The organism is Pseudomonas sp. P2S-1 (genome assembly GCF_057197725.1).
In genome coordinates, this window is the sequence record NZ_CM170068.1 from 3,379,631 (window position 1) to 3,397,301 (window position 17,671).

16 protein-coding genes are annotated in these 17,671 nt (G+C 64.6%); 8 read left to right on the top strand and 8 right to left on the bottom strand.

Annotated elements, in window-relative coordinates:
* Positions 1-247: 247 nt before the first annotated feature.
* The 4 genes from AC2CQI_RS14885 to AC2CQI_RS14900 all read right to left on the bottom strand — a co-directional run bounded on the left by AC2CQI_RS14885 (position 248) and on the right by AC2CQI_RS14900 (position 3,639).
* The gene (locus AC2CQI_RS14885; RefSeq protein ID WP_484577161.1) at positions 248-1,450 is read right to left on the bottom strand and encodes a class I SAM-dependent methyltransferase; all 1,203 of its coding nucleotides are present in this window, start codon (positions 1,448-1,450) and stop codon (positions 248-250) included.
* A gap of 78 nt (positions 1,451-1,528) precedes the next feature.
* Complete coding sequence (locus tag AC2CQI_RS14890; protein ID WP_484577162.1) at positions 1,529-2,146, bottom strand: TPM domain-containing protein; 618 nt, start codon at positions 2,144-2,146, stop codon at positions 1,529-1,531.
* 156 nt (positions 2,147-2,302) lie between these two features.
* The gene (locus AC2CQI_RS14895; protein ID WP_484577163.1) at positions 2,303-3,043 is read right to left on the bottom strand and encodes a TPM domain-containing protein; all 741 of its coding nucleotides are present in this window, start codon (positions 3,041-3,043) and stop codon (positions 2,303-2,305) included.
* Positions 3,043-3,639 (bottom strand): LemA family protein, encoded by a 597-nt coding sequence (locus AC2CQI_RS14900; protein WP_484577164.1) that lies wholly within the window; start codon positions 3,637-3,639, stop codon positions 3,043-3,045. Before AC2CQI_RS14900 ends, AC2CQI_RS14895 begins: the two co-directional genes overlap by 1 nt.
* A gap of 185 nt (positions 3,640-3,824) precedes the next feature.
* On the opposite strand from AC2CQI_RS14900, the gene bglX reads away from it, so the two are divergent.
* The 4 genes from bglX (at position 3,825) to AC2CQI_RS14920 (ending at position 10,860) form a co-directional block, all read left to right on the top strand.
* A complete protein-coding gene (gene bglX / locus AC2CQI_RS14905) occupies positions 3,825-6,122 on the top strand; it encodes a beta-glucosidase BglX (RefSeq protein WP_484577165.1) in 2,298 nt (765 codons plus the stop codon).
* A gap of 58 nt (positions 6,123-6,180) precedes the next feature.
* Positions 6,181-7,938, top strand: a complete 1,758-nt coding sequence (locus AC2CQI_RS14910; protein ID WP_484577166.1) for an ATP-binding protein — start codon at positions 6,181-6,183, stop codon at positions 7,936-7,938.
* Positions 7,932-9,266, top strand: a complete 1,335-nt coding sequence (locus tag AC2CQI_RS14915; RefSeq protein ID WP_484577167.1) for a sigma-54-dependent transcriptional regulator — start codon at positions 7,932-7,934, stop codon at positions 9,264-9,266. Before AC2CQI_RS14910 ends, AC2CQI_RS14915 begins: the two co-directional genes overlap by 7 nt.
* Before the next feature lie 268 nt (positions 9,267-9,534).
* Positions 9,535-10,860 (top strand): MFS transporter, encoded by a 1,326-nt coding sequence (locus AC2CQI_RS14920; protein ID WP_075801409.1) that lies wholly within the window; start codon positions 9,535-9,537, stop codon positions 10,858-10,860.
* A 101-nt stretch (positions 10,861-10,961) separates the two neighbouring features.
* Here AC2CQI_RS14920 and AC2CQI_RS14925 read toward each other — a convergent pair whose 3' ends face one another.
* On the bottom strand, positions 10,962-11,720 hold the full coding sequence (locus AC2CQI_RS14925; RefSeq protein ID WP_484577168.1) for a COG4705 family protein: 759 nt from the start codon (positions 11,718-11,720) through the stop codon (positions 10,962-10,964).
* Positions 11,721-12,163: 443 nt separating this feature from the next.
* Between AC2CQI_RS14925 and AC2CQI_RS14930 the strand changes: the two genes are divergently transcribed.
* Both AC2CQI_RS14930 and AC2CQI_RS14935 read left to right on the top strand, forming a co-directional pair.
* A complete protein-coding gene (locus AC2CQI_RS14930) occupies positions 12,164-12,490 on the top strand; it encodes a hypothetical protein (RefSeq protein ID WP_484577169.1) in 327 nt (108 codons plus the stop codon).
* Between the two features lie 117 nt (positions 12,491-12,607).
* Positions 12,608-13,210 (top strand): flavin reductase family protein, encoded by a 603-nt coding sequence (locus AC2CQI_RS14935; RefSeq protein ID WP_484577170.1) that lies wholly within the window; start codon positions 12,608-12,610, stop codon positions 13,208-13,210.
* A 7-nt stretch (positions 13,211-13,217) separates the two neighbouring features.
* On the opposite strand, the gene AC2CQI_RS14940 is transcribed toward AC2CQI_RS14935, so the two are convergent.
* Complete coding sequence (locus AC2CQI_RS14940) at positions 13,218-13,448, bottom strand: hypothetical protein (protein ID WP_075801413.1); 231 nt, start codon at positions 13,446-13,448, stop codon at positions 13,218-13,220.
* A 39-nt stretch (positions 13,449-13,487) separates the two neighbouring features.
* Positions 13,488-13,781 (bottom strand): antibiotic biosynthesis monooxygenase family protein, encoded by a 294-nt coding sequence (locus AC2CQI_RS14945; RefSeq protein ID WP_075801414.1) that lies wholly within the window; start codon positions 13,779-13,781, stop codon positions 13,488-13,490.
* Between the two features lie 308 nt (positions 13,782-14,089).
* Between AC2CQI_RS14945 and AC2CQI_RS14950 the strand changes: the two genes are divergently transcribed.
* Complete coding sequence (locus AC2CQI_RS14950) at positions 14,090-14,989, top strand: AraC family transcriptional regulator (protein WP_484577171.1); 900 nt, start codon at positions 14,090-14,092, stop codon at positions 14,987-14,989.
* Here AC2CQI_RS14950 and AC2CQI_RS14955 read toward each other — a convergent pair.
* Positions 14,986-16,605, bottom strand: coding sequence for a 5-guanidino-2-oxopentanoate decarboxylase (locus AC2CQI_RS14955; RefSeq protein ID WP_484577172.1), 1,620 nt, complete (start codon positions 16,603-16,605; stop codon positions 14,986-14,988). The genes AC2CQI_RS14950 and AC2CQI_RS14955 overlap by 4 nt on opposite strands.
* A gap of 116 nt (positions 16,606-16,721) precedes the next feature.
* Between AC2CQI_RS14955 and AC2CQI_RS14960 the strand changes: the two genes are divergently transcribed.
* A complete protein-coding gene (locus AC2CQI_RS14960) occupies positions 16,722-17,594 on the top strand; it encodes a LysR substrate-binding domain-containing protein (protein WP_484577173.1) in 873 nt (290 codons plus the stop codon).
* The last annotated feature ends 77 nt before the right edge of the window (positions 17,595-17,671 follow it).

Below are 17,671 nucleotides of genomic sequence, written 5' to 3' on the forward strand. Positions count from 1 at the left end.
TGTAGGAGCGTGGCTTGCCCGCGAAGGGCCGCGCAGCGGCCCCAAAACCATCCAGCACGAGCAGTTGGGGAGCGATTTTCTGGATTCGGCGCCTGCTCGACTTCTGTATTCCAGATGCTCGGCGTGGCAGGTTTTGGGGCCGCTGCGCGGCCCTTCGCGGGCAAGCCACGCTCCTACCAGAATTGCGTCAGCCTTCAGCCCAGGTTGTGTAGATACCCATGCAGCGATGAGGCCAGCAGCCACACCCTCAGATCAATCCATCCGCCCGCAACAACGTCTCCAGGCAGTGCTCCGACACCCCATAGAACGCCTTCAACTCGGCAATCTTCCCCAACAACACCGCCGGATCCCCCGCCTCCTTGCGCTTGGTCGCCAGTATCATCTTGTTCTTGTTGGTGTGCTCCAACGAAATGAACTCGAACACCTTGGTCTCGTACCCACACGCTTCCAGGTACAAGGCCCGCAGGCTGTCGGTGAGCATTTCGGCCTGCTGCCCCAGGTGCAATCCATATTGCAGCATCGGCTTGAGCAACCCCGGGCTGCTCAGTTGCGGGCGGATCTGCTTGTGGCAGCACGGCGAGCACATGATGATCGCGGCACCACAACGGATGCCGGTATGAATCGCGTAGTCGGTGGCGATATCGCAGGCATGCAGGGCGATCATCACGTCGATACTGGCCGGCACCACGCTGCGCACATCACCCTGTTCGAACACCAGCCCCGGATGCTCCAGGTGACTGGCGGCCTTGTTGCACAGCTCGACCATGTCGGCGCGCAGTTCCACACCGGTGACCTGCGCCGGACGCTGCAAGGTGTTGCTCAGGTAGTCGTGGATGGCGAAGGTCAGGTAACCCTTGCCCGAACCGAAATCCGCCACCCGCACCGGCTGTTCGGCCGGCAACGCCACGCTGTTGAAGGCATGGGAAAACACTTCGATGAACTTGTTGATCTGCTTCCACTTGCGCGACATCGCCGGGATCAGCGCCTGCTGCTTGTCGGTGACACCCAGGTCGTGGAGGAACGGGCGGCTCAGTTCCAGGTAGCGTTTCTTCTCGCGGTCATGCTCGCCCGCTGCGACCTGGCGCACCTGCTGCGCGGCGTTGCGGTGGAGCATGGGCTTGCCCTTCTTGCTGAACTCCAACTGCACTTCGTCCGCCAGGCTGAGCAGGTGAGCGTTGCGGAACGACCCTGGCAGCCATTCGCCGATCTGCACCAACGCTTCGTCCAGCGCCAGGTTGCGGGTGATGTCGCGGGTCTTGTAGCGGTAGACGAATTGCAGGCTCGGCGTGCCCTTGACGGTCAGCGGCTTGGCGGTGATGCGCTGCAGGTCGGCTTCGGCGCCAACGTGACGGGCCAGCACCAGCTTGACCAGGGATTGCTGTTGCAGGGCGTCGGCGAGCAGGGCGAGAAACTGCGCGCGGGCATCCGGCGCGGTGGAAGTAGCAGACATGGGAATGGGGTGCCTAGGGTTCAATGCCGGGCATTTTACGTGGATGCCCGGCCAGCGCACAGGTTTTCGATCAGCGCGTCAATTCAGCAGGACCAGGCGGTTGGGCAGTTCGTTGCGCTGGCTGGTGGCCGGTACGTGGGCCTTGAGCAGTTCACCGCAGGCGCCGATGCAGGTGAGGAAACCTTCGAGGGTCTGCCCGCCGCGAACCTGGGCGGTGAAGGTGGCGACGATGGCGTCCCAGACGTGGTTCTCCAGGCGTGCGGCGATGCCGTCGTCCACCAGGATCTCGACGTAGCGCTCGGCCTCGCAGACGAAGATCAGCACCCCGGTGCGGCCGGCAGTGTGGTGCAGGTTCTGTTCGAGGAACTGCCGCCGGGCGAGGTTGGACGCCCGCCACTGGCGAACCCGGCGCGGTACCAGGCGGCTGGTGAACACCGGCAGGCGCAGGATCAGGACCAGCACGATGAAGGTCAGCCATTGGGTGAGCAGCAGGCCGTGGGCGCTGAACCAGCCGGTGAGGTAGTAGAACAACCCCGGTAGCAACAGCGCCAGCAGGCTGGCCCAGACCAGCGGGACATAGGCATAGTCGTCGGCGCTGCGGGCGAGGACGGTGACCAGTTCGGCATCGGTGTCGCGCTCGACCGCGGTGATGGCCTCGGCGACCTGGCGTTGCTGGAATTCGTTGAGTAGTGCCATGGAACTTCCTTTGAACAGTTTCAGCCTCACCACAGAACCCTGTGGGAGCTGGCTTGCCAGCGATGAGGCCAGCAGGGGCAATGATGGTGTCTGTGAGGGCCCTATCGCTGGCAAGCCAGCTCCCACAGGGTTTTCCAGGGTCTGGGAGATAGTGAATTACCAACTACCGGAGGAGCCGCCGCCGCCGAAGCTGCCACCGCCTCCACCAAAGCCGCCGCCACCGCCGCGACCACCTCCCAACCCGCCAAACCCACCACCGAATCCGCCGCCCGGCCCACCCCGTCGGCCGCCGCCGCCGCCGAGGCCCTGAAGATAAAGCACCACCACGACCAGCAATATGAACAAGCCGATCATCCACAACGGCGGCGGCCCGTTATCGCCCTCGGCGGAGCTGACCCGGGACGGCTGCGCCAGCGGATTGCCGCCAAGCACCTGGAGGATCGCCGCACTGCCCTGGACGATCCCCTGGCTCATTTCTCCGCGCTTGAACGCCGGAAGAATGATGCGGTTGATGATCACCGAACTCTGCGCATCGGTGAGCAGCCCTTCCAGGCCATAACCCACCTCGATCCGCACCTTGCGCTGCTGCGGCGCGACGATCAGCAGGGCGCCGTTGTCCTTGCCCTTCTGGCCGATGCCCCAGTGCCGGCCGAGCTGGTAGCCATAATCCTCGATGGGCAGGCCCTGCAGGTCCGGCAGGGTCACCACCACCACCTGCTCGCCCGTGGCCTGTTCATGGGCTTCGAGCATCTGCGTCAGCTGCGCCCGGGTGTGGGCGTCAAGCAGGTTGGCGTCGTCCACCACCCGGCCACTGAGCGGCGGGAAGGTCACCTCGGCACGCACCACCAGCGCTGCCAGCATCAGCGCCAGCAGCATCAGGGCCTTGAACCCGCGCATCAGAATTTCACTTCAGGCGCTTTGTCGGCATTGGCGCTGGTGGCCTCGAAGCTTTCACGCAGCGGCAGGTCGCTGTACATCAGGCTGTGCCAGATGCGCCCGGGGAAAGTGCGGATCTCGGTGTTGTACTTCTGCACCGCCGCGATGAAGTCCTTGCGCGCCACGGCAATGCGGTTTTCCGTGCCTTCGAGCTGGGACTGCAAGGCCAGGAAGTTCTGGTCGGCCTTGAGGTTGGGGTACTGCTCGGCCACCACCATCAGCCGGCTCAAGGCGCCGGTCAGTTGGGTCTGGGCCGCCTGGAACTGCTTGAGCTTTTCCGGATCATCGAGGGTTTTCGCGTCCACCTGGATCGAGGTGGCCTTGGCCCGCGCCTCGATCACCGCCGTAAGGGTGTCCTGCTCATGTCTGGCATAGCCCTTCACGGTCTCCACCAGGTTGGGAATCAGGTCGGCACGCCGCTGGTACTGGTTCTGCACCTGGCCCCAGGCGGCCTTCACTTGCTCGTCGTAGCTGGGAATGTTGTTGATGCCGCAGCCGGCCAGCAGGCTGGCGAGCAGGATCAGCACCCAGTTTTTGCCACGGGTGATTGCAACCATCGTGTGAAGCTCCTTGTTTATCCGTTTGCCGCTGTACTTGAGGCATAATCCGTGACCGCTGCTGGCGTGTACGGGTTCAACCAGCTAAAAACGTGCCCCAGTAGACTACAACAATAGCCGCTCCCCCAATTTCGGCTGGCCGGTACCGCCCGTGAGTACCGGTGTGAGCCACGAGAACAGAATTCATGAAGAAACTGTGTTTGCTGGGCCTGCTCGTCAGCCTGGCCAGTCAGGTCGCCCTGGCCGATACCTCCGCCGCCGCCGCGCACTTGCAGGCGAAGAAGGCCTTCGTCGACAACCTGCTGGGCCAGATGACCCAGGACGAGAAGATCGGCCAGTTGCGCCTGATCTCCATCGGCCCGGAAATGCCCCGGGAGAAGATCCGCGAGGAAATCGCCGCCGGCCGTATCGGCGGTACCTTCAACTCGCGCACCGCCCCGGAGAACCGGCCGATGCAGGACGCCGCCATGCGCAGCCGCCTGAAGATCCCGATGTTCTTCGCCTACGACACCATCCACGGCAACCGCACCATCTTCCCGATCGGCCTGGGCATGGCCTCGTCCTGGGACATGCAGGCCATCGCCAAGGTCGGCCGCACCTCGGCCGTCGAAGCCGCCGCCGATTCCCTGGACATGACCTTCGCGCCCATGGTCGACATCGCCCGTGACCCGCGCTGGGGCCGCACCAGCGAAGGCTTCGGCGAAGACACCTACCTGACCTCGAAGATCGGCAAGGTGATGGTCGAGTCGTTCCAGGGCAAGAGCCCGGCCGAGCACGACAGCATCATGGCCATCGTCAAGCACTTCGCCCTGTACGGCGCGGTGGAAGGCGGGCGCGACTACAACACGGTCGATATGAGCCTGCCGAAGATGTACAACGACTACCTGCCGCCCTACCGCGCGGCCATCGACGCCGGTGCCGGCGGGGTGATGGTGGCGCTGAACTCGATCAACGGCGTGCCGGCCACCTCCAACACCTGGCTGATGAACGACCTGCTGCGCAAGGAGTGGGGCTTCGATGGCGTGACCATCAGCGACCACGGCGCGATCCAGGAACTGATCCGCCACGGCGTGGCCCGCGACGGTCGTGAGGCGGCGAAGCTGGCGATCAAGGCCGGCATCGACATGAGCATGAACGACACCCTGTACGGCGAAGAGCTGCCGGGCCTGCTCAAGTCCGGCGAAGTCAGCCAGGCCGAGCTGGACCAGGCCGTGCGTGAAGTGCTGGGCGCCAAGTACGACATGGGCCTGTTCAAGGATCCGTACGTGCGCATCGGCAAGGCCGCGGACGATGTCCCGGACTACTACGCCGATGCGCGCCTGCACCGCGAGGCCGCCCGCGACGTGGCCCGCCGTGGCCTGGTCCTCCTGGAAAACCGCGCGCAGACCCTGCCGCTGAAGAAGAGCGGGACCATCGCCCTGGTCGGCCCGCTGGCCGATGCGCCGATCGACATGATGGGCAGCTGGGCCGCCGACGGTAAGCCGGTGCATTCGGTGACCGTCCGCGAAGGCCTGCGCCGCGCCATCGGCGACAAGGCGAAGCTGGTCTACGCCAAGGGCTCGAACATCACTGGCGACAAGGCGATGTTCGACTACCTGAACTTCCTCAACTTCGATGCCCCGGAAATCGTCAACGACCCGCGTCCGGCCGCGGTGCTGATCGACGAAGCGGTCAAGGCCGCAGAGGGCGCCGATGTGGTGGTGGCCGTGGTCGGCGAATCCCGTGGCATGTCCCACGAGTCGTCCAGCCGCACCACCCTGGAAATCCCGGCGGTGCAGCGTGATCTGATCAAGGCCCTGAAGGCCACCGGCAAGCCGCTGGTGCTGGTGCTGATGAACGGCCGTCCGCTGTCGATCGGCTGGGAACGCGAGCAGGCCGACGCCATCCTCGAGACCTGGTTCTCCGGCACCGAGGGCGGCAACGCCATCGCCGACGTGCTGTTCGGCGACTACAACCCGTCGGGCAAGCTGCCGATCACCTTCCCGCGCTCCGTCGGCCAGATCCCGATGTACTACAACCATATGCGCATCGGCCGGCCGTTCACCCCGGGCAAGCCGGGCAACTACACCTCGCAGTACTTCGAGGAGCCGAATGGCCCGCTGTACCCGTTCGGCTATGGCCTGAGCTACACCGACTTCTCGGTGTCGCCGCTGACCCTGTCGGGCAAGCCCCTGAAGAAAGGCGCCAGCCTGGAAGCCAGCGTCAAGGTGAAGAACACCGGCAAGCGTGACGGCGAGACCGTGGTCCAGCTGTACGTGCAGGACGTTGCCGCGTCGATGAGCCGGCCGGTCAAGGAACTGAAGAACTTCCAGAAGATCCTGCTCAAGGCGGGTGAAGAACGCACGGTGACCTTCCGCATCAGCGAGGACGACCTGAAGTTCTACAACAGCCAGTTGAAGTACGCCGCCGAAGCGGGCGAGTTCAACGTGCAGGTCGGCCTGGATTCCGAGTCGGTGCAGCAGCAGAGCTTCGAGCTGCTGTAAGCGCCCTGCCCAAGGGGAAGCGCCGCGCGGCCTTCCCCATCGCCCGGATGGCTTCTCCATGTCCCTTTCATTTCGCACCTTGCGCCTGGGCCTGATCGTCCTGGTGATCGCCGCCGGCACCCTGATCGCCGCCGCCTGGGCCCGGCAACATGCCGAGCAGCAGGCAATGATCGAGGACGCCGGACGGGCCAGCCAGCAACTCGGGCTGTACGCCAATTCGCTGCATACCCTGATCGAACGCTACCGCGCCCTGCCGGCGGTGCTGGCCCTCGATCCCGAACTGATCAGCGCCCTGCGCGGCCCGGTCGAAGGGGCGACACAGGACCATCTCAACCGCAAGCTGGAGCGCATCAACGGCGCGGCCAACTCCTCGACCCTGGAACTGCTCGACCGCAGCGGGCTGGCCGTGGCGGCCAGCAACTGGCAGTTGCCGACCACCTATGTCGGGCACAACTACGGTTTTCGCCCGTACTTCAAACAGACCCGCAGCCAGGGCACCGGGCGTTTCTATGCGGTGGGCGTGACCAGCGGGATTCCCGGCTACTTCCTGTCCAGCGCGGTGACCGACGAACAGCAGGGCTTTCTCGGCGCCATGGTGGTCAAGCTGGAGTTTCCCGAACTGGAGCGCGAGTGGCGCCAGGGCAACGATGTGGTGCTGGTCAGCGATTCACGCGGGATCATCTTCATCGCCAACCAGGAGGGCTGGCGCTATCGCAAGCTGAATACCCTGTCGGCCCATGATTTCAACGAGCTGGAGCAGACCCGCCAGTACGACAAGCAGGCCTTGGTCCCCCTGCAACGCCAGGTGCTGGAACGCTTCGACGACAACAGCAACCTGGTCCGCGTCCAGGGCCCGCAAGGCCCGGTGGACTACCTGTGGGAGAGCTTGCCGCTGCTCAGCGACGGCTGGACCCTGCACCTGCTGCGCCAGCCGCAGACCGGCAATGACGGGCGCAATGCAGCGCTGGCCGCGGCGGCGGTGTGGCTGAGCCTGGTGTTCGCCGTGCTCTTCGTCAGCCAGCGTCTGCGCCTGGCCCGCCTGCGCCAGCGCAGCCGCGAAGAATTGAAGCAACTGGTGGAAGAACGCACCCGCGACCTGCGCACCGCCCAGGAAGGCCTGGTGCAATCGACCAAGCTGGCGGCGCTGGGGCAGATGTCCGCTGCCCTCGCCCACGAGCTGAACCAGCCGCTGACCGCCCAGCGCATGCAACTGGCGACCCTGCGCCTGCTGCTGGACCACGACCGCATCGACGACGCGCGCCAGGCCCTGCTGCCGCTGGAACAGATGCTCACGCGCATGGCCTCGCTCACCGGCCACCTGAAGACCTTCGCCCGCAACAGCCCCAGCGGCCTGCGCGAACGGCTGGACCTGGCCACGGTGGTGGACCACGCCCTGCAACTGCTGGATACGCGGATTCGTGCCGAGGGCGTCAGCACCGCGCTTTACCTGGCACGGCCGGCCTGGGTGCGCGGCGATGCCATCCGCCTGGAACAGGTGCTGATCAACCTGCTGCACAACGCCCTCGACGCCATGCTCGACAAGGGCTTCCGCCGCCTGGAAATCCGCATCGACAGCGAGGCCGACGGCTGGCGCCTGAGCGTGCTCGACAGCGGCGGCGGCATCGCCCCGGAGCACCTGGGCAATGTCTTCGACCCGTTCTTCACCACCAAGCCGGTGGGCGAAGGGCTGGGGCTGGGCCTGGCGATTTCCTATGGCATCATCCACGAGGCCGGCAGCCGCCTGGTGGTGGACAACCAGCCGGGCGGTGCGCGGTTCAGCTTTACCCTTCCCCGTGATCCGGAGCCTGTATGTTGAATTCGGTGATTGTCGTCGACGATGAAGCCAGCATCCGCACGGCGGTCGAGCAGTGGCTGGGCCTGTCGGGCTTCCAGGTGCAGCTGTTCAGCCGTGCCGAGGACTGCCTGGCGCAATTGCCGCCGCACTTCCCCGGGGTGATCCTCAGCGATGTGCGCATGCCGGGCATGGATGGCCTGCACCTGCTGGGTGAGCTGCAAGCCCGCGATGCCGACCTGCCGGTGATCCTGCTCACCGGCCACGGCGATGTGCCGATGGCCGTGGAAGCCATGCGCAACGGCGCCTACGACTTCCTGGAAAAGCCCTTCAGCCCGGAAGCCCTGATAGGCAGCCTGCACCGGGCACTGGAGAAGCGCCGGCTGGTCCTGGATAACCGTCGCCTGCATGAACAGGCCGATCTCAAGACCCGCCTCGAAGCCAGCCTGCTCGGCATGACCCAGGGCATGCAGCAGTTGCGTCGCCAGGTGCTGGAGCTGGCGGGGCTGCCGGTGAACGTGCTGATCCGGGGCGAGACCGGCAGCGGCAAGGAGCAGGTCGCCCGCTGCCTGCATGATTTCGGGCCGCGGGCGGACAAACCGTTCGTGGCGCTGAACTGCGCGGCGATTCCCGAGCATCTGTTCGAGGCCGAGCTGTTCGGGCATGAGAGCGGCGCCTTTACCGGGGCCCAGGGCAAGCGCATCGGCAAGCTGGAATACGCCAATGGCGGCACGGTGTTTCTCGATGAGATCGAGAGCATGCCCCTGGCCCAGCAGGCCAAGTTGCTGCGGGTGATCCAGGAGCAGAAGCTGGAGCGACTGGGGGCCAACCAGAGCATCAAGGTTGACCTGCGGATCATTGCCGCGACCAAGCCGGATCTGCTCGAAGAAGCCCGCGCCGGGCGTTTTCGCGAGGACCTGGTGTATCGGCTGAATATTGCCGAGCTGCGCCTGGCGCCGCTGCGCGAGCGGCGCGAGGACATTCCCCTGTTGTTCGAACATTTCGCCCGGCATGCCGCCGAGCGCATCGGGCGCACGGCGCCGCCGTTGAGCATCGCCCAGTTGGGGCAGTTACTGGGGCATGACTGGCCGGGCAACGTACGCGAACTGGCCAATGCGGCAGAACGTCATGCCATGGGCCTGAGCGATCCGGCGGCGCCGCAGGTGGCGGCGGATTCGTCGCTGGCGGCGCAGAGCGAGGCGTTCGAGGCCAACTGCCTGAAGACCTCGCTGCGCCGGCACAAGGGCGAGATCAAGGCGGTGATGGAAGAGCTGCAAATACCGCGGCGGACCCTGAACGAGAAGATGCAGCGGCATGGGTTGGTGCGGGAGGATTTTCTCGACAGGCCCTGAGCGGAATTCCGCTTGCTTCCTACATTTGATAAGCGGAAATCCGCTCACCCTCCCTTCATTGTTGTTGCCTGGGCTGGCCTCATCGCTGGCAAGCCAGCTCCCACAGGATTCTCTGCAAGCCGCGGAATACGGGCCTGACACAGGACCTGTGGGAGCTGGCTTGCCAGCGATTGGGGCCACACCGGTTCCCCTGGCACACCTCCTGCTATAGCCCCCGCAGGCCGCGCTCCACCGCGCCCCCACAAAAACAACATGAAGGTTCCGTCCAATGGATAACACTTCCACCCTGCCTGCCGGGGCGGCCGCTGCCACGGCTGCGCCCAAGACCACCTCCAGTCGCCTCAAGTCGATCTTCAGCGGCTCCGTCGGCAACATGGTCGAGTGGTACGACTGGTACGTCTACGCCGCATTCTCCCTGTACTTCGCCAAGGCCTTCTTCCCCGCCGGCGATACCACCGCACAACTGCTCAACACCGCCGCGATCTTCGCCGTGGGCTTCCTGATGCGCCCGATCGGTGGCTGGCTGATGGGCCTGTACGCCGACCGCAAAGGGCGCAAGGCGGCGTTGATGGCTTCGGTCCTGCTGATGTGCTTCGGTTCCCTGGTCATCGCCCTGACCCCGGGCTATGAAACCATCGGCGTCGCCGCACCGATCCTGCTGGTCATCGCCCGCCTGATGCAGGGCCTGTCGGTGGGTGGCGAATACGGCACCTCGGCCACCTACCTCAGCGAGATGGCGACCAAGGAACGTCGCGGCTTCTTCTCCAGCTTCCAGTACGTGACCCTGATCTCCGGCCAGCTCATCGCCCTCGCCGTGCTGATCGTCCTGCAACAGACCCTGACCACCGAACAGCTCTACGCCTGGGGCTGGCGCGTACCCTTCGTGATCGGCGCGCTGTGCGCGGTGGTTGCGCTGTACCTGCGTCGCGGCATGGAAGAGACCGAGTCCTTCACCAAGAAGGAAAAGCCGAAAGCCAAGGAAAGCCTGATGCGCACCCTGCTGCGCCATCCGAAGGAACTCGCCACCGTGGTCGGCCTGACCATGGGCGGCACCCTGGCCTTCTACACCTACACCACCTACATGCAGAAGTACCTGGTCAACACGGTGGGCATGAGCATCACCGACTCGACCATGATCTCGGCGGCCACCCTGTTCCTGTTCATGTGCTTGCAGCCGGTGATCGGCGCGCTGTCCGACAAGATCGGCCGGCGTCCGATCCTGATCGCCTTCGGTGTGCTCGGCACGATCTTCACCGTCCCGATCCTCTCCACCCTGCACACCGTGCAAAGCTGGTGGGGTGCGTTCTTCCTGATCATGGCGGCGCTGATCATCGTCAGCGGCTACACCTCGATCAACGCCGTGGTGAAGGCCGAGCTGTTCCCTACCGAGATCCGTGCACTGGGCGTGGGCCTGCCGTATGCGCTGACCGTGTCGATCTTCGGCGGTACTGCTGAGTATGTGGCGCTGTGGTTCAAGAGCGCGGGCATGGAAACCGGTTACTACTGGTACGTCACCGCCTGCATCGCCTGCTCGCTGCTGGTGTATGTGTTCATGAAGGACACGCAGAAGCATTCGCGGATTGTGACTGACTGACAGCTGCAAGCCCCAAGCTTCAAGCCACAAGAAAAAGCGGTGCCAACACGGACCGCTTTTTTCTTGCCGCTTGAAGCTTGCAGCTTAAAGCTCGGAAGAAATCAGGATATCCGCGCCACCTCAGCCTGTTGGGTCCGCCGGGCATTGAAGTAATACGCCATCCCCACCATCACCAGCAACACCCCGCCCAGCACCGCCGAAGACCCCACGGTGCCGAAATCCAGCCCGCCTTTTTCATACGGTTTGGTCAGGAAGTCCCCCAGGGTCGCGCCGAACGGCCGGGTCAGGACGAAGGCGATCCAGAACAGCACAACCGGGGAGATCCGGGTCACGTAGCGCGCAATCACCACCAGGCAGATCGCCGAGCCGATCAGCAGCGCACCGCCCGCGAAGCCCAACCCCGAATCGTCCGCCAGGTAGTCGCCCAGGGCCGTGCCGAGGGTGTTGGAGAACAGGATCGCCACCCAGTAGAAGATCTCGCCGCGCCGGCTGCTGATGTGGTTGACGTTGAGGGTGTTGCCGCTCAGGCGCCACAGGGCGAAAGTCAGCGCGAGGATGCCGATCAGGATCGCCGAGCCGGTGGCGTAGCCAAGGCCCAGGGTACGGTCCATGAAGTCGGACATGGTGGTGCCGGCAGTGCTGGTGGAGAGGATCACCAGCCAGTACAGCGCCGGGTGGTATTTGCGCGAGACCAGCTGCGCCAGCAGCGTGGCGAGGAACAGGCTGATCAGGATCACCGAGCTCAGCGCGTAACCGACGTTGAGGGTCATCGACAGCAGGTCACCGGCGGTTTCCCCGAGTGTGGTGGCGCAGATCTTCATGATCCAGAACGCCAGGGTGATGTGCGGGAGTTTATTCATTGTGGGGGTCGCTCCAGGGTCAAGTGCCGCGGAGATTGCGCAGGGAGCGATGAAAAATGCGTGGGTGAAAAATGAAAAATGCGTGGGTGAAAATTCTTTCATTTTTCTACCCGTCGACACCGCCCCTCTGTAGGAGCTGGCTTGCCTGCGATGGACCGCGCAGCGGTCCTGAAACCATCCCGCACGAGCTCCAGCCATACGGCGATTTGAAATTCACTGCGCCTGGTTGAACAGCGCTCTACCGAGGCATGGGGTGGCAGGTTTTGGGACCGCTGCGCGGTCCATCGCAGGCAAGCCAGCTCCTACAGGAGATCTGCGCACGCCAATAAATCGATTTAACTGATCTTTATGGCCGATTTTTTGCGCTTTTTAATCAAATTAATCGGCATAGCATTAAACCCATAGAAACAAGCAACCCAACTCACTACCCCGGAGCAACCACCATGAAAAGCAAACTGATCCTGACCCTGGCCTTCTCTGTACTGACCGCCAACGCCTTTGCCGCCGACGGCTTCGACCGCACCGGCAGCCACAACTTCAGCCACCCGCAAGCCCACGCGGCCGCTGTCGCCGAGGATGGTTTCGATCGCACCGGCGCTGCCAAATTCGTTGAAGACGGCTTCGATCGCACCCACGGCGCCAAATTCGCCGAAGACGGCTTCGATCGCACCCACGGCGCCAAATTCGCCGAAGACGGCTTCGATCGCACCAACGGCGCCAAATTCGCCGCCGACGGTTTCGACCGCACCCAGGCCCATCGCTTCAGCTAAGACCTGAAGCCTCACCTTCCACAGCCCGGCTTCGGCCGGGCTTAATCGTTTTCAGGGCCCGAGACTCTTGGCACACTAGGACCTTCTTCCCGTGTCCCCGCCCACAAGGCCCGCCCGATGTACTACTACGAACCCAGCAAAGGCCACGGCCTGCCCCACGATCCGTTCAACGCCATCGTCGGCCCGCGCCCGATCGGCTGGATCTCCTCCCAGGACGCCGCAGGCAACCTGAACCTCGCGCCCTACAGCTTCTTCAACGCCTTCAACTACATCCCGCCGATCATCGGTTTCAGCAGCGTCGGGCGCAAAGACAGCCTGAACAATATCGAGCAGACCGGCGAGTTCGCCTGGAACCTGGCCACCCGCCCGCTGGCCGAGGCGATGAACCAGAGCTGCGCCGCCGTGGCGCCGGAAGTCGACGAGTTCGCCCTGAGCCACCTGACCCCGGTGGCCTCCCGCGTGATTGCGGTGCCACGGGTGCAGGAGAGCCCGGTGTCGTTCGAGTGCAAGGTGAGCCAGATCATCCAGCTCACGCGCGCCGACCAGGAACCGGTGCCAAGCTGGCTGATCCTGGGCGAGGTGGTGGCGGTACATATCGCCGAGCATCTGCTCAAGGACGGTATCTACGATACCGCCGCCGCCGAGCCGATCCTGCGTGGCGGGGGACCTGCGGATTATTTCGAGCTGGGCAACCTGTTCAAGATGCGCCGCCCGCTCTGAGACCTGTTTACCAGACCAGTTCGGCGTCCGCAGTGACGCCCTGCAGGCGCTCGAGCTCGGCGCTTGCGGCGTCGTCGGCGGCCATGGCGGTCTTGAACACCTGGCCGTCCAGCACCTTGTGGAAGGTCGGCGCGCCCACGGCGCCCAGGCCCTTCACCGCGATTGCGGCGTAGTAGCCACCTTCGGTCGGCACCATCGCCGCGACCGCTTCAAAGCCTACGAATACCCTGCGCGCCATTGTCGTTACATCCGGAAGATTGCGAAAAAGGCCGCCATTCTAGCCGAAGGTGTGCAGATCGAGGCTAGCCAGCACCCGCGCCTGCACCAGTTCGCCAAACAATTGCAGGCTCGGCGAATGGAAGTAGTCGTTCATCGCCGACTGGTCCTGCCAGTGACTGCTGAGCAGCCAGAGCTGGCTGTCGAACGCCGAACGTTGCAGGCTGAAGCCGAGGCAACCCGGGGTGTTGCGGGTCGGCTCGCGAAGTTGTTGCAGGCGCTCGCCCAGCTCGGCGGAACGGCCAGCGCTGGCGCGCACGAAGGAGAGATGGCTGACCGGTTGTGATGTTGTCATGTGCGGTGCTCCTTTAAAGCGGTCAGAGGAAAACTGCCAGGCTGCCAAGATTAGCCAGCCGACCGCCAGCGACGTTAGACGAATGCTGTCGGCAAATTGCCTGATCCTGCACAGCTCCTCCGGCCCTGCCCTGCACACACTGAAAACCGCAGTTCACCCTCCAATCCGCTTCGGGCAAGTGCAATCGCTTCAATTTGGTGACAGCCCGGCATGCACAGCAGGATCGTGCAAGAACCCGACAGCTTTCGGCTAGCGCCAGGACTTGCACAAACCTATGCTGCGAAAATCCTGCAGGAGGAACCTCATCCATGTCATCCGCCGAACCGCTCGACCCCGCCCTCGAAGCCCTGCGCGAGGCCCTTGCCGACCTGGTCCGCCGGCATGGCGATTCGCCGGCGATCACTGGCCTGTTCCTCGTCCGCCACGAAGAAAACATCCGCTCCATGCCGACCCTGGCCAGCCCGGCCCTGTGCATCCTGGCCCAGGGCAGCAAGGCCGTGCACCTGGGCGACGAGCGCTATGTCTACGACCCGCTGCACTACATGGTGGTCTCGGTGGCGATGCCGATCAGCGGCGTGTACCTGGACGCCAGCCCGGAGAACCCGAGCCTGGGCATTCGCCTGGATATCGATCCGGCGGAAATCAATAACCTGATCGCCGATGCCGGGCCCATGGGCGTGCCGGCTGCGTCCGAGCGCGGGCTATTCGTCGAGCGCCTCGACCTGGCGCTGCTCGATGCACTGATTCGGCTGATCCGCCTGCTGGATACACCGAAGGACATCCCGGTGCTGGCACCGTTGATCCGCCGGGAAATCCTCTATCGCCTGCTACGTGGGAAACAGGGCCATCGGCTGTACGAGATCGCCATGGCCAACAGTCAGACCCACCGGGTCTGCCAGGCGATCCAGTGGCTCAACGACTATTACGACAAGCCGCTGCGCATCGAGGATCTGGCGAAAGAGGTGAACCTCAGCGTCTCGGCCCTGCATCACCGCTTCAAGTCGGTCACGTCCATGAGCCCGTTGCAGTATCAGAAACAGCTGCGCCTCCAGGAAGCCCGTCGCTTGATGCTCAACGACGGCCTGGAGGCAGCGGTGGCGGGGTATCGGGTCGGCTATGAAAGCCCGTCGCAGTTCAGCCGCGAATACAGCCGGCTGTATGGCGCGCCCCCGTTGCGGGACATGGCGCGCCTGCGCAACGCGATTTAAGCCAGGACTGTTTCGCTCCAGCGGCGCTGGTCGATCTCGATCAGCGTCGGGCCCTGGCGACCGGCCGCCGCGAGCAGCGCCGCCTTGAGGGCCTCCACCTCATGCACCGCTTCAGCTGCACAACCAAAGCCCTTGGCGATGGTGACGAAGTCCGGCGTGTGGATATCCACGCCCACCGGCTCGATATCGCGGTTGACCATGTAGCGCTTGATCTCTTCGTAGCCCTGGTTGTTCCACAGCAGGACGATCAGCGGCACCCGCGCTTCCACGGCACTGGCCAGTTCCGGCAGGGTGAACTGGATGCCGCCATCACCGATCAGGCATACCGACGGCAGACCGCTGCCCAGCCAGGCGCCCATGGCTGCCGGCAGGGCGTAGCCGAGGGTGCCGTAGCCGGTTGACGCGTTGAACCAGCGGCGCGGGTGATCCAGGTCGAGGGTCAGGTTGCCGGTGTAGACCGGCTGGGTCGAGTCGCCCACCAGCACCGCGTTCGGCAGGGCTTCGAGAATGGTATTGAGGAACAGGGTCTGGGCATTCGCCGCGTCATCCCACTGGGCAGCGAGGGTTTCCCGCAGACGAGCCGCGCGAGCCGGGCCCCAGTCGCCGGCTCGTACCGGCGACGGTTGCTCGGCCAGGGCGTGGAGCAGCGCGTCACAGGCGTAGTTGGCGTCGGCGACCAGGGCCAGCTTCGGCGGGTAGTTGCGCACGGTCTGGTCCGGATCGATGTCGATGCGCAGCAGGGTACCGGGGATTTCGAAACCACCCTTGAAGGTGACGTCGTAGTCGGTCTCGGCCAGCTCGGTGCCGATGGCCAGGATCACGTCGGCCTCGCACACCAGTTCGCGAGTGGCGACCAGGGTCTGGGTCGAGCCGATCAACAGCGGGTGGCTGGACGGCAGCATGCCCTTGGCATTGATGGTCAGCGCGGTGGGTGCCTGGAGGTATTCGGCCAGACGGGTCAACGCGGCGCTGGCGTCGATGGCACCGCCACCGGCGAGGATCAGCGGGCGACGGGCACCGGCGAGCATGGCCGCCATCTTCGCCGCAGTGGCCGGGGCAGCGGCGGCGCGATCGACACGCACTGGCTCGCTGTTCAGCAGGTGACCGGCTTCCTCGACGATCACGTCCAGCGGAATCTCGATATGCACTGGGCGCGGACGGGCGCCGTCGAACACGGCGAAGGCACGGGCCAGGACCTCCGGCAGGTCATCGGCGGACATCAGGGTATGGGAGAAGGCCGCAACGCCGGACACCAGTTGGCTCTGGTTCGGTAGTTCATGCAGCTTGCCGCGCCCGCCACCCAGGGCATTGCGCGACTGCACGCTGGAGATCACCAGCATCGGGATCGAGTCGGCGTAGGCCTGGCCCATGGCGGTGGTGATGTTGGTCATGCCCGGGCCGGTGATGATGAAGCACACGCCGGGTTTGCCCCGGGTGCGCGAGTAACCGTCAGCCATGAAGCCGGCGCCTTGCTCGTGGCGCGGGGTGATATGGCGGATGCTCGACGCCGCAAGGCCGCGATAAAGCTCCACGGTGTGCACGCCGGGAATGCCGAACACATGGTCCACGCCGTAGTTTTCGAGGAGTTTTACCAGCACTTCGCCGCACGTTGCCATGTTCGTTCACCTGTTGTCTTGTCATTGGAACAAGAGCTCATTGGACCGCCGGGCGGCTACCGGCACAAGGCAAAGTTCCTCATACTAGCCATGCACCCAGCTCATGGCTTATCCCGATGAAACGACTTCCGCCCCTGCCCGCCCTGCATACCTTCCTGATTACCGCCCAGTGCTGCAATTTCACCCGTGCCGCCCAGCAGTTGCACCTGACCCAGGGTGCGGTGAGCCGGCAGATCGCCGGGCTGGAAGAGCATCTCGGTTATCCGCTGTTCATCCGCCAGGCCCGGGGCTTGAGCCTGACCCCTGAAGGCCAGGAATGGCTGCCACGGGTGCAGCAGGTGTTCGGCCTGATCGAGGATGGCGTGCAGCAGATCGGTGCACCCCGCGGCACCTTGCAGTTGAAGGCGCCGACCTGCGTCATGCGCTGGCTGCTGCCACGGCTGATGGAGTGGCAGGCGCTGCGCCCGGATGTGCCGGTGGAACTGACCACGACCATCCAGCATGGCGTGGATTTTCGTCGTGAAGGTTTCGACGCGGCGGTGGTGTACGGCGCCGAGCCGGAAGGTGAGGCGCTGAAACTGTTCGATGAGCAACTGACGCCAGTGTGTTCGCCGCAGTTGCTGGCCGGCAAGGCGGCGTTGCGCGAGGTGGCGGATCTGGCCGGGCATATGCTCCTGCATCCGGCCCGGGACGAGCGGGACTGGCGGACCTGGCTGGAGGCGGCCGGAAGCGGGCTGGAGATTCAGGGCCGGCGCCAGCATTTCGAGACGCTGGATATGGCGATGGCCATGGCCTCGCAAGGGACCGGAGTGGCGATCGGGGACTGGGCGTTGATCGGGGATGATCTGGTGACCGGCAGGTTGGTGATGCCGTTTGGGTTGAGGGTGGCTACGGGGAAGGGGTATTACCTGGCGAGGCCCGGGAAGATGGCGGCGCCGGGGTTGGTGGAGCTGGTTGAGTGGTTGGGGGAGCAGGCCAATAGGCGGTGATCTTTCGGGCCTCATCGCTGGCAAGCCAGCTCCCACAGGGTCCGCGTGCACCGCTGAACCTGTGGGAGCTGGCTTGC

Excerpts from the sequence above, each read along its gene's own strand:
- AC2CQI_RS14930 (WP_484577169.1), top strand. The coding sequence starts at position 12,164 with ATGAAAAGCAAACTGATCCTGACCCTGGCCTTCTCTGTACTGACCGCC.
- AC2CQI_RS14910 (WP_484577166.1), top strand. The coding sequence starts at position 6,181 with ATGTCCCTTTCATTTCGCACCTTGCGCCTGGGCCTGATCGTCCTGGTG.
- AC2CQI_RS14885 (WP_484577161.1), bottom strand. The coding sequence starts at position 1,450 with ATGTCTGCTACTTCCACCGCGCCGGATGCCCGCGCGCAGTTTCTCGCC.
- AC2CQI_RS14895 (WP_484577163.1), bottom strand. The coding sequence starts at position 3,043 with ATGCGCGGGTTCAAGGCCCTGATGCTGCTGGCGCTGATGCTGGCAGCG.
- AC2CQI_RS14900 (WP_484577164.1), bottom strand. The coding sequence starts at position 3,639 with ATGGTTGCAATCACCCGTGGCAAAAACTGGGTGCTGATCCTGCTCGCC.
- AC2CQI_RS14935 (WP_484577170.1), top strand. The coding sequence starts at position 12,608 with ATGTACTACTACGAACCCAGCAAAGGCCACGGCCTGCCCCACGATCCG.
- AC2CQI_RS14925 (WP_484577168.1), bottom strand. The coding sequence starts at position 11,720 with ATGAATAAACTCCCGCACATCACCCTGGCGTTCTGGATCATGAAGATC.
- AC2CQI_RS14915 (WP_484577167.1), top strand. The coding sequence starts at position 7,932 with ATGTTGAATTCGGTGATTGTCGTCGACGATGAAGCCAGCATCCGCACG.
- AC2CQI_RS14950 (WP_484577171.1), top strand. The coding sequence starts at position 14,090 with ATGTCATCCGCCGAACCGCTCGACCCCGCCCTCGAAGCCCTGCGCGAG.
- AC2CQI_RS14955 (WP_484577172.1), bottom strand. The coding sequence starts at position 16,605 with ATGGCAACGTGCGGCGAAGTGCTGGTAAAACTCCTCGAAAACTACGGC.
- AC2CQI_RS14940 (WP_075801413.1), bottom strand. The coding sequence starts at position 13,448 with ATGGCGCGCAGGGTATTCGTAGGCTTTGAAGCGGTCGCGGCGATGGTG.
- AC2CQI_RS14890 (WP_484577162.1), bottom strand. The coding sequence starts at position 2,146 with ATGGCACTACTCAACGAATTCCAGCAACGCCAGGTCGCCGAGGCCATC.
- bglX (WP_484577165.1), top strand. The coding sequence starts at position 3,825 with ATGAAGAAACTGTGTTTGCTGGGCCTGCTCGTCAGCCTGGCCAGTCAG.
- AC2CQI_RS14920 (WP_075801409.1), top strand. The coding sequence starts at position 9,535 with ATGGATAACACTTCCACCCTGCCTGCCGGGGCGGCCGCTGCCACGGCT.
- AC2CQI_RS14960 (WP_484577173.1), top strand. The coding sequence starts at position 16,722 with ATGAAACGACTTCCGCCCCTGCCCGCCCTGCATACCTTCCTGATTACC.
- AC2CQI_RS14945 (WP_075801414.1), bottom strand. The coding sequence starts at position 13,781 with ATGACAACATCACAACCGGTCAGCCATCTCTCCTTCGTGCGCGCCAGC.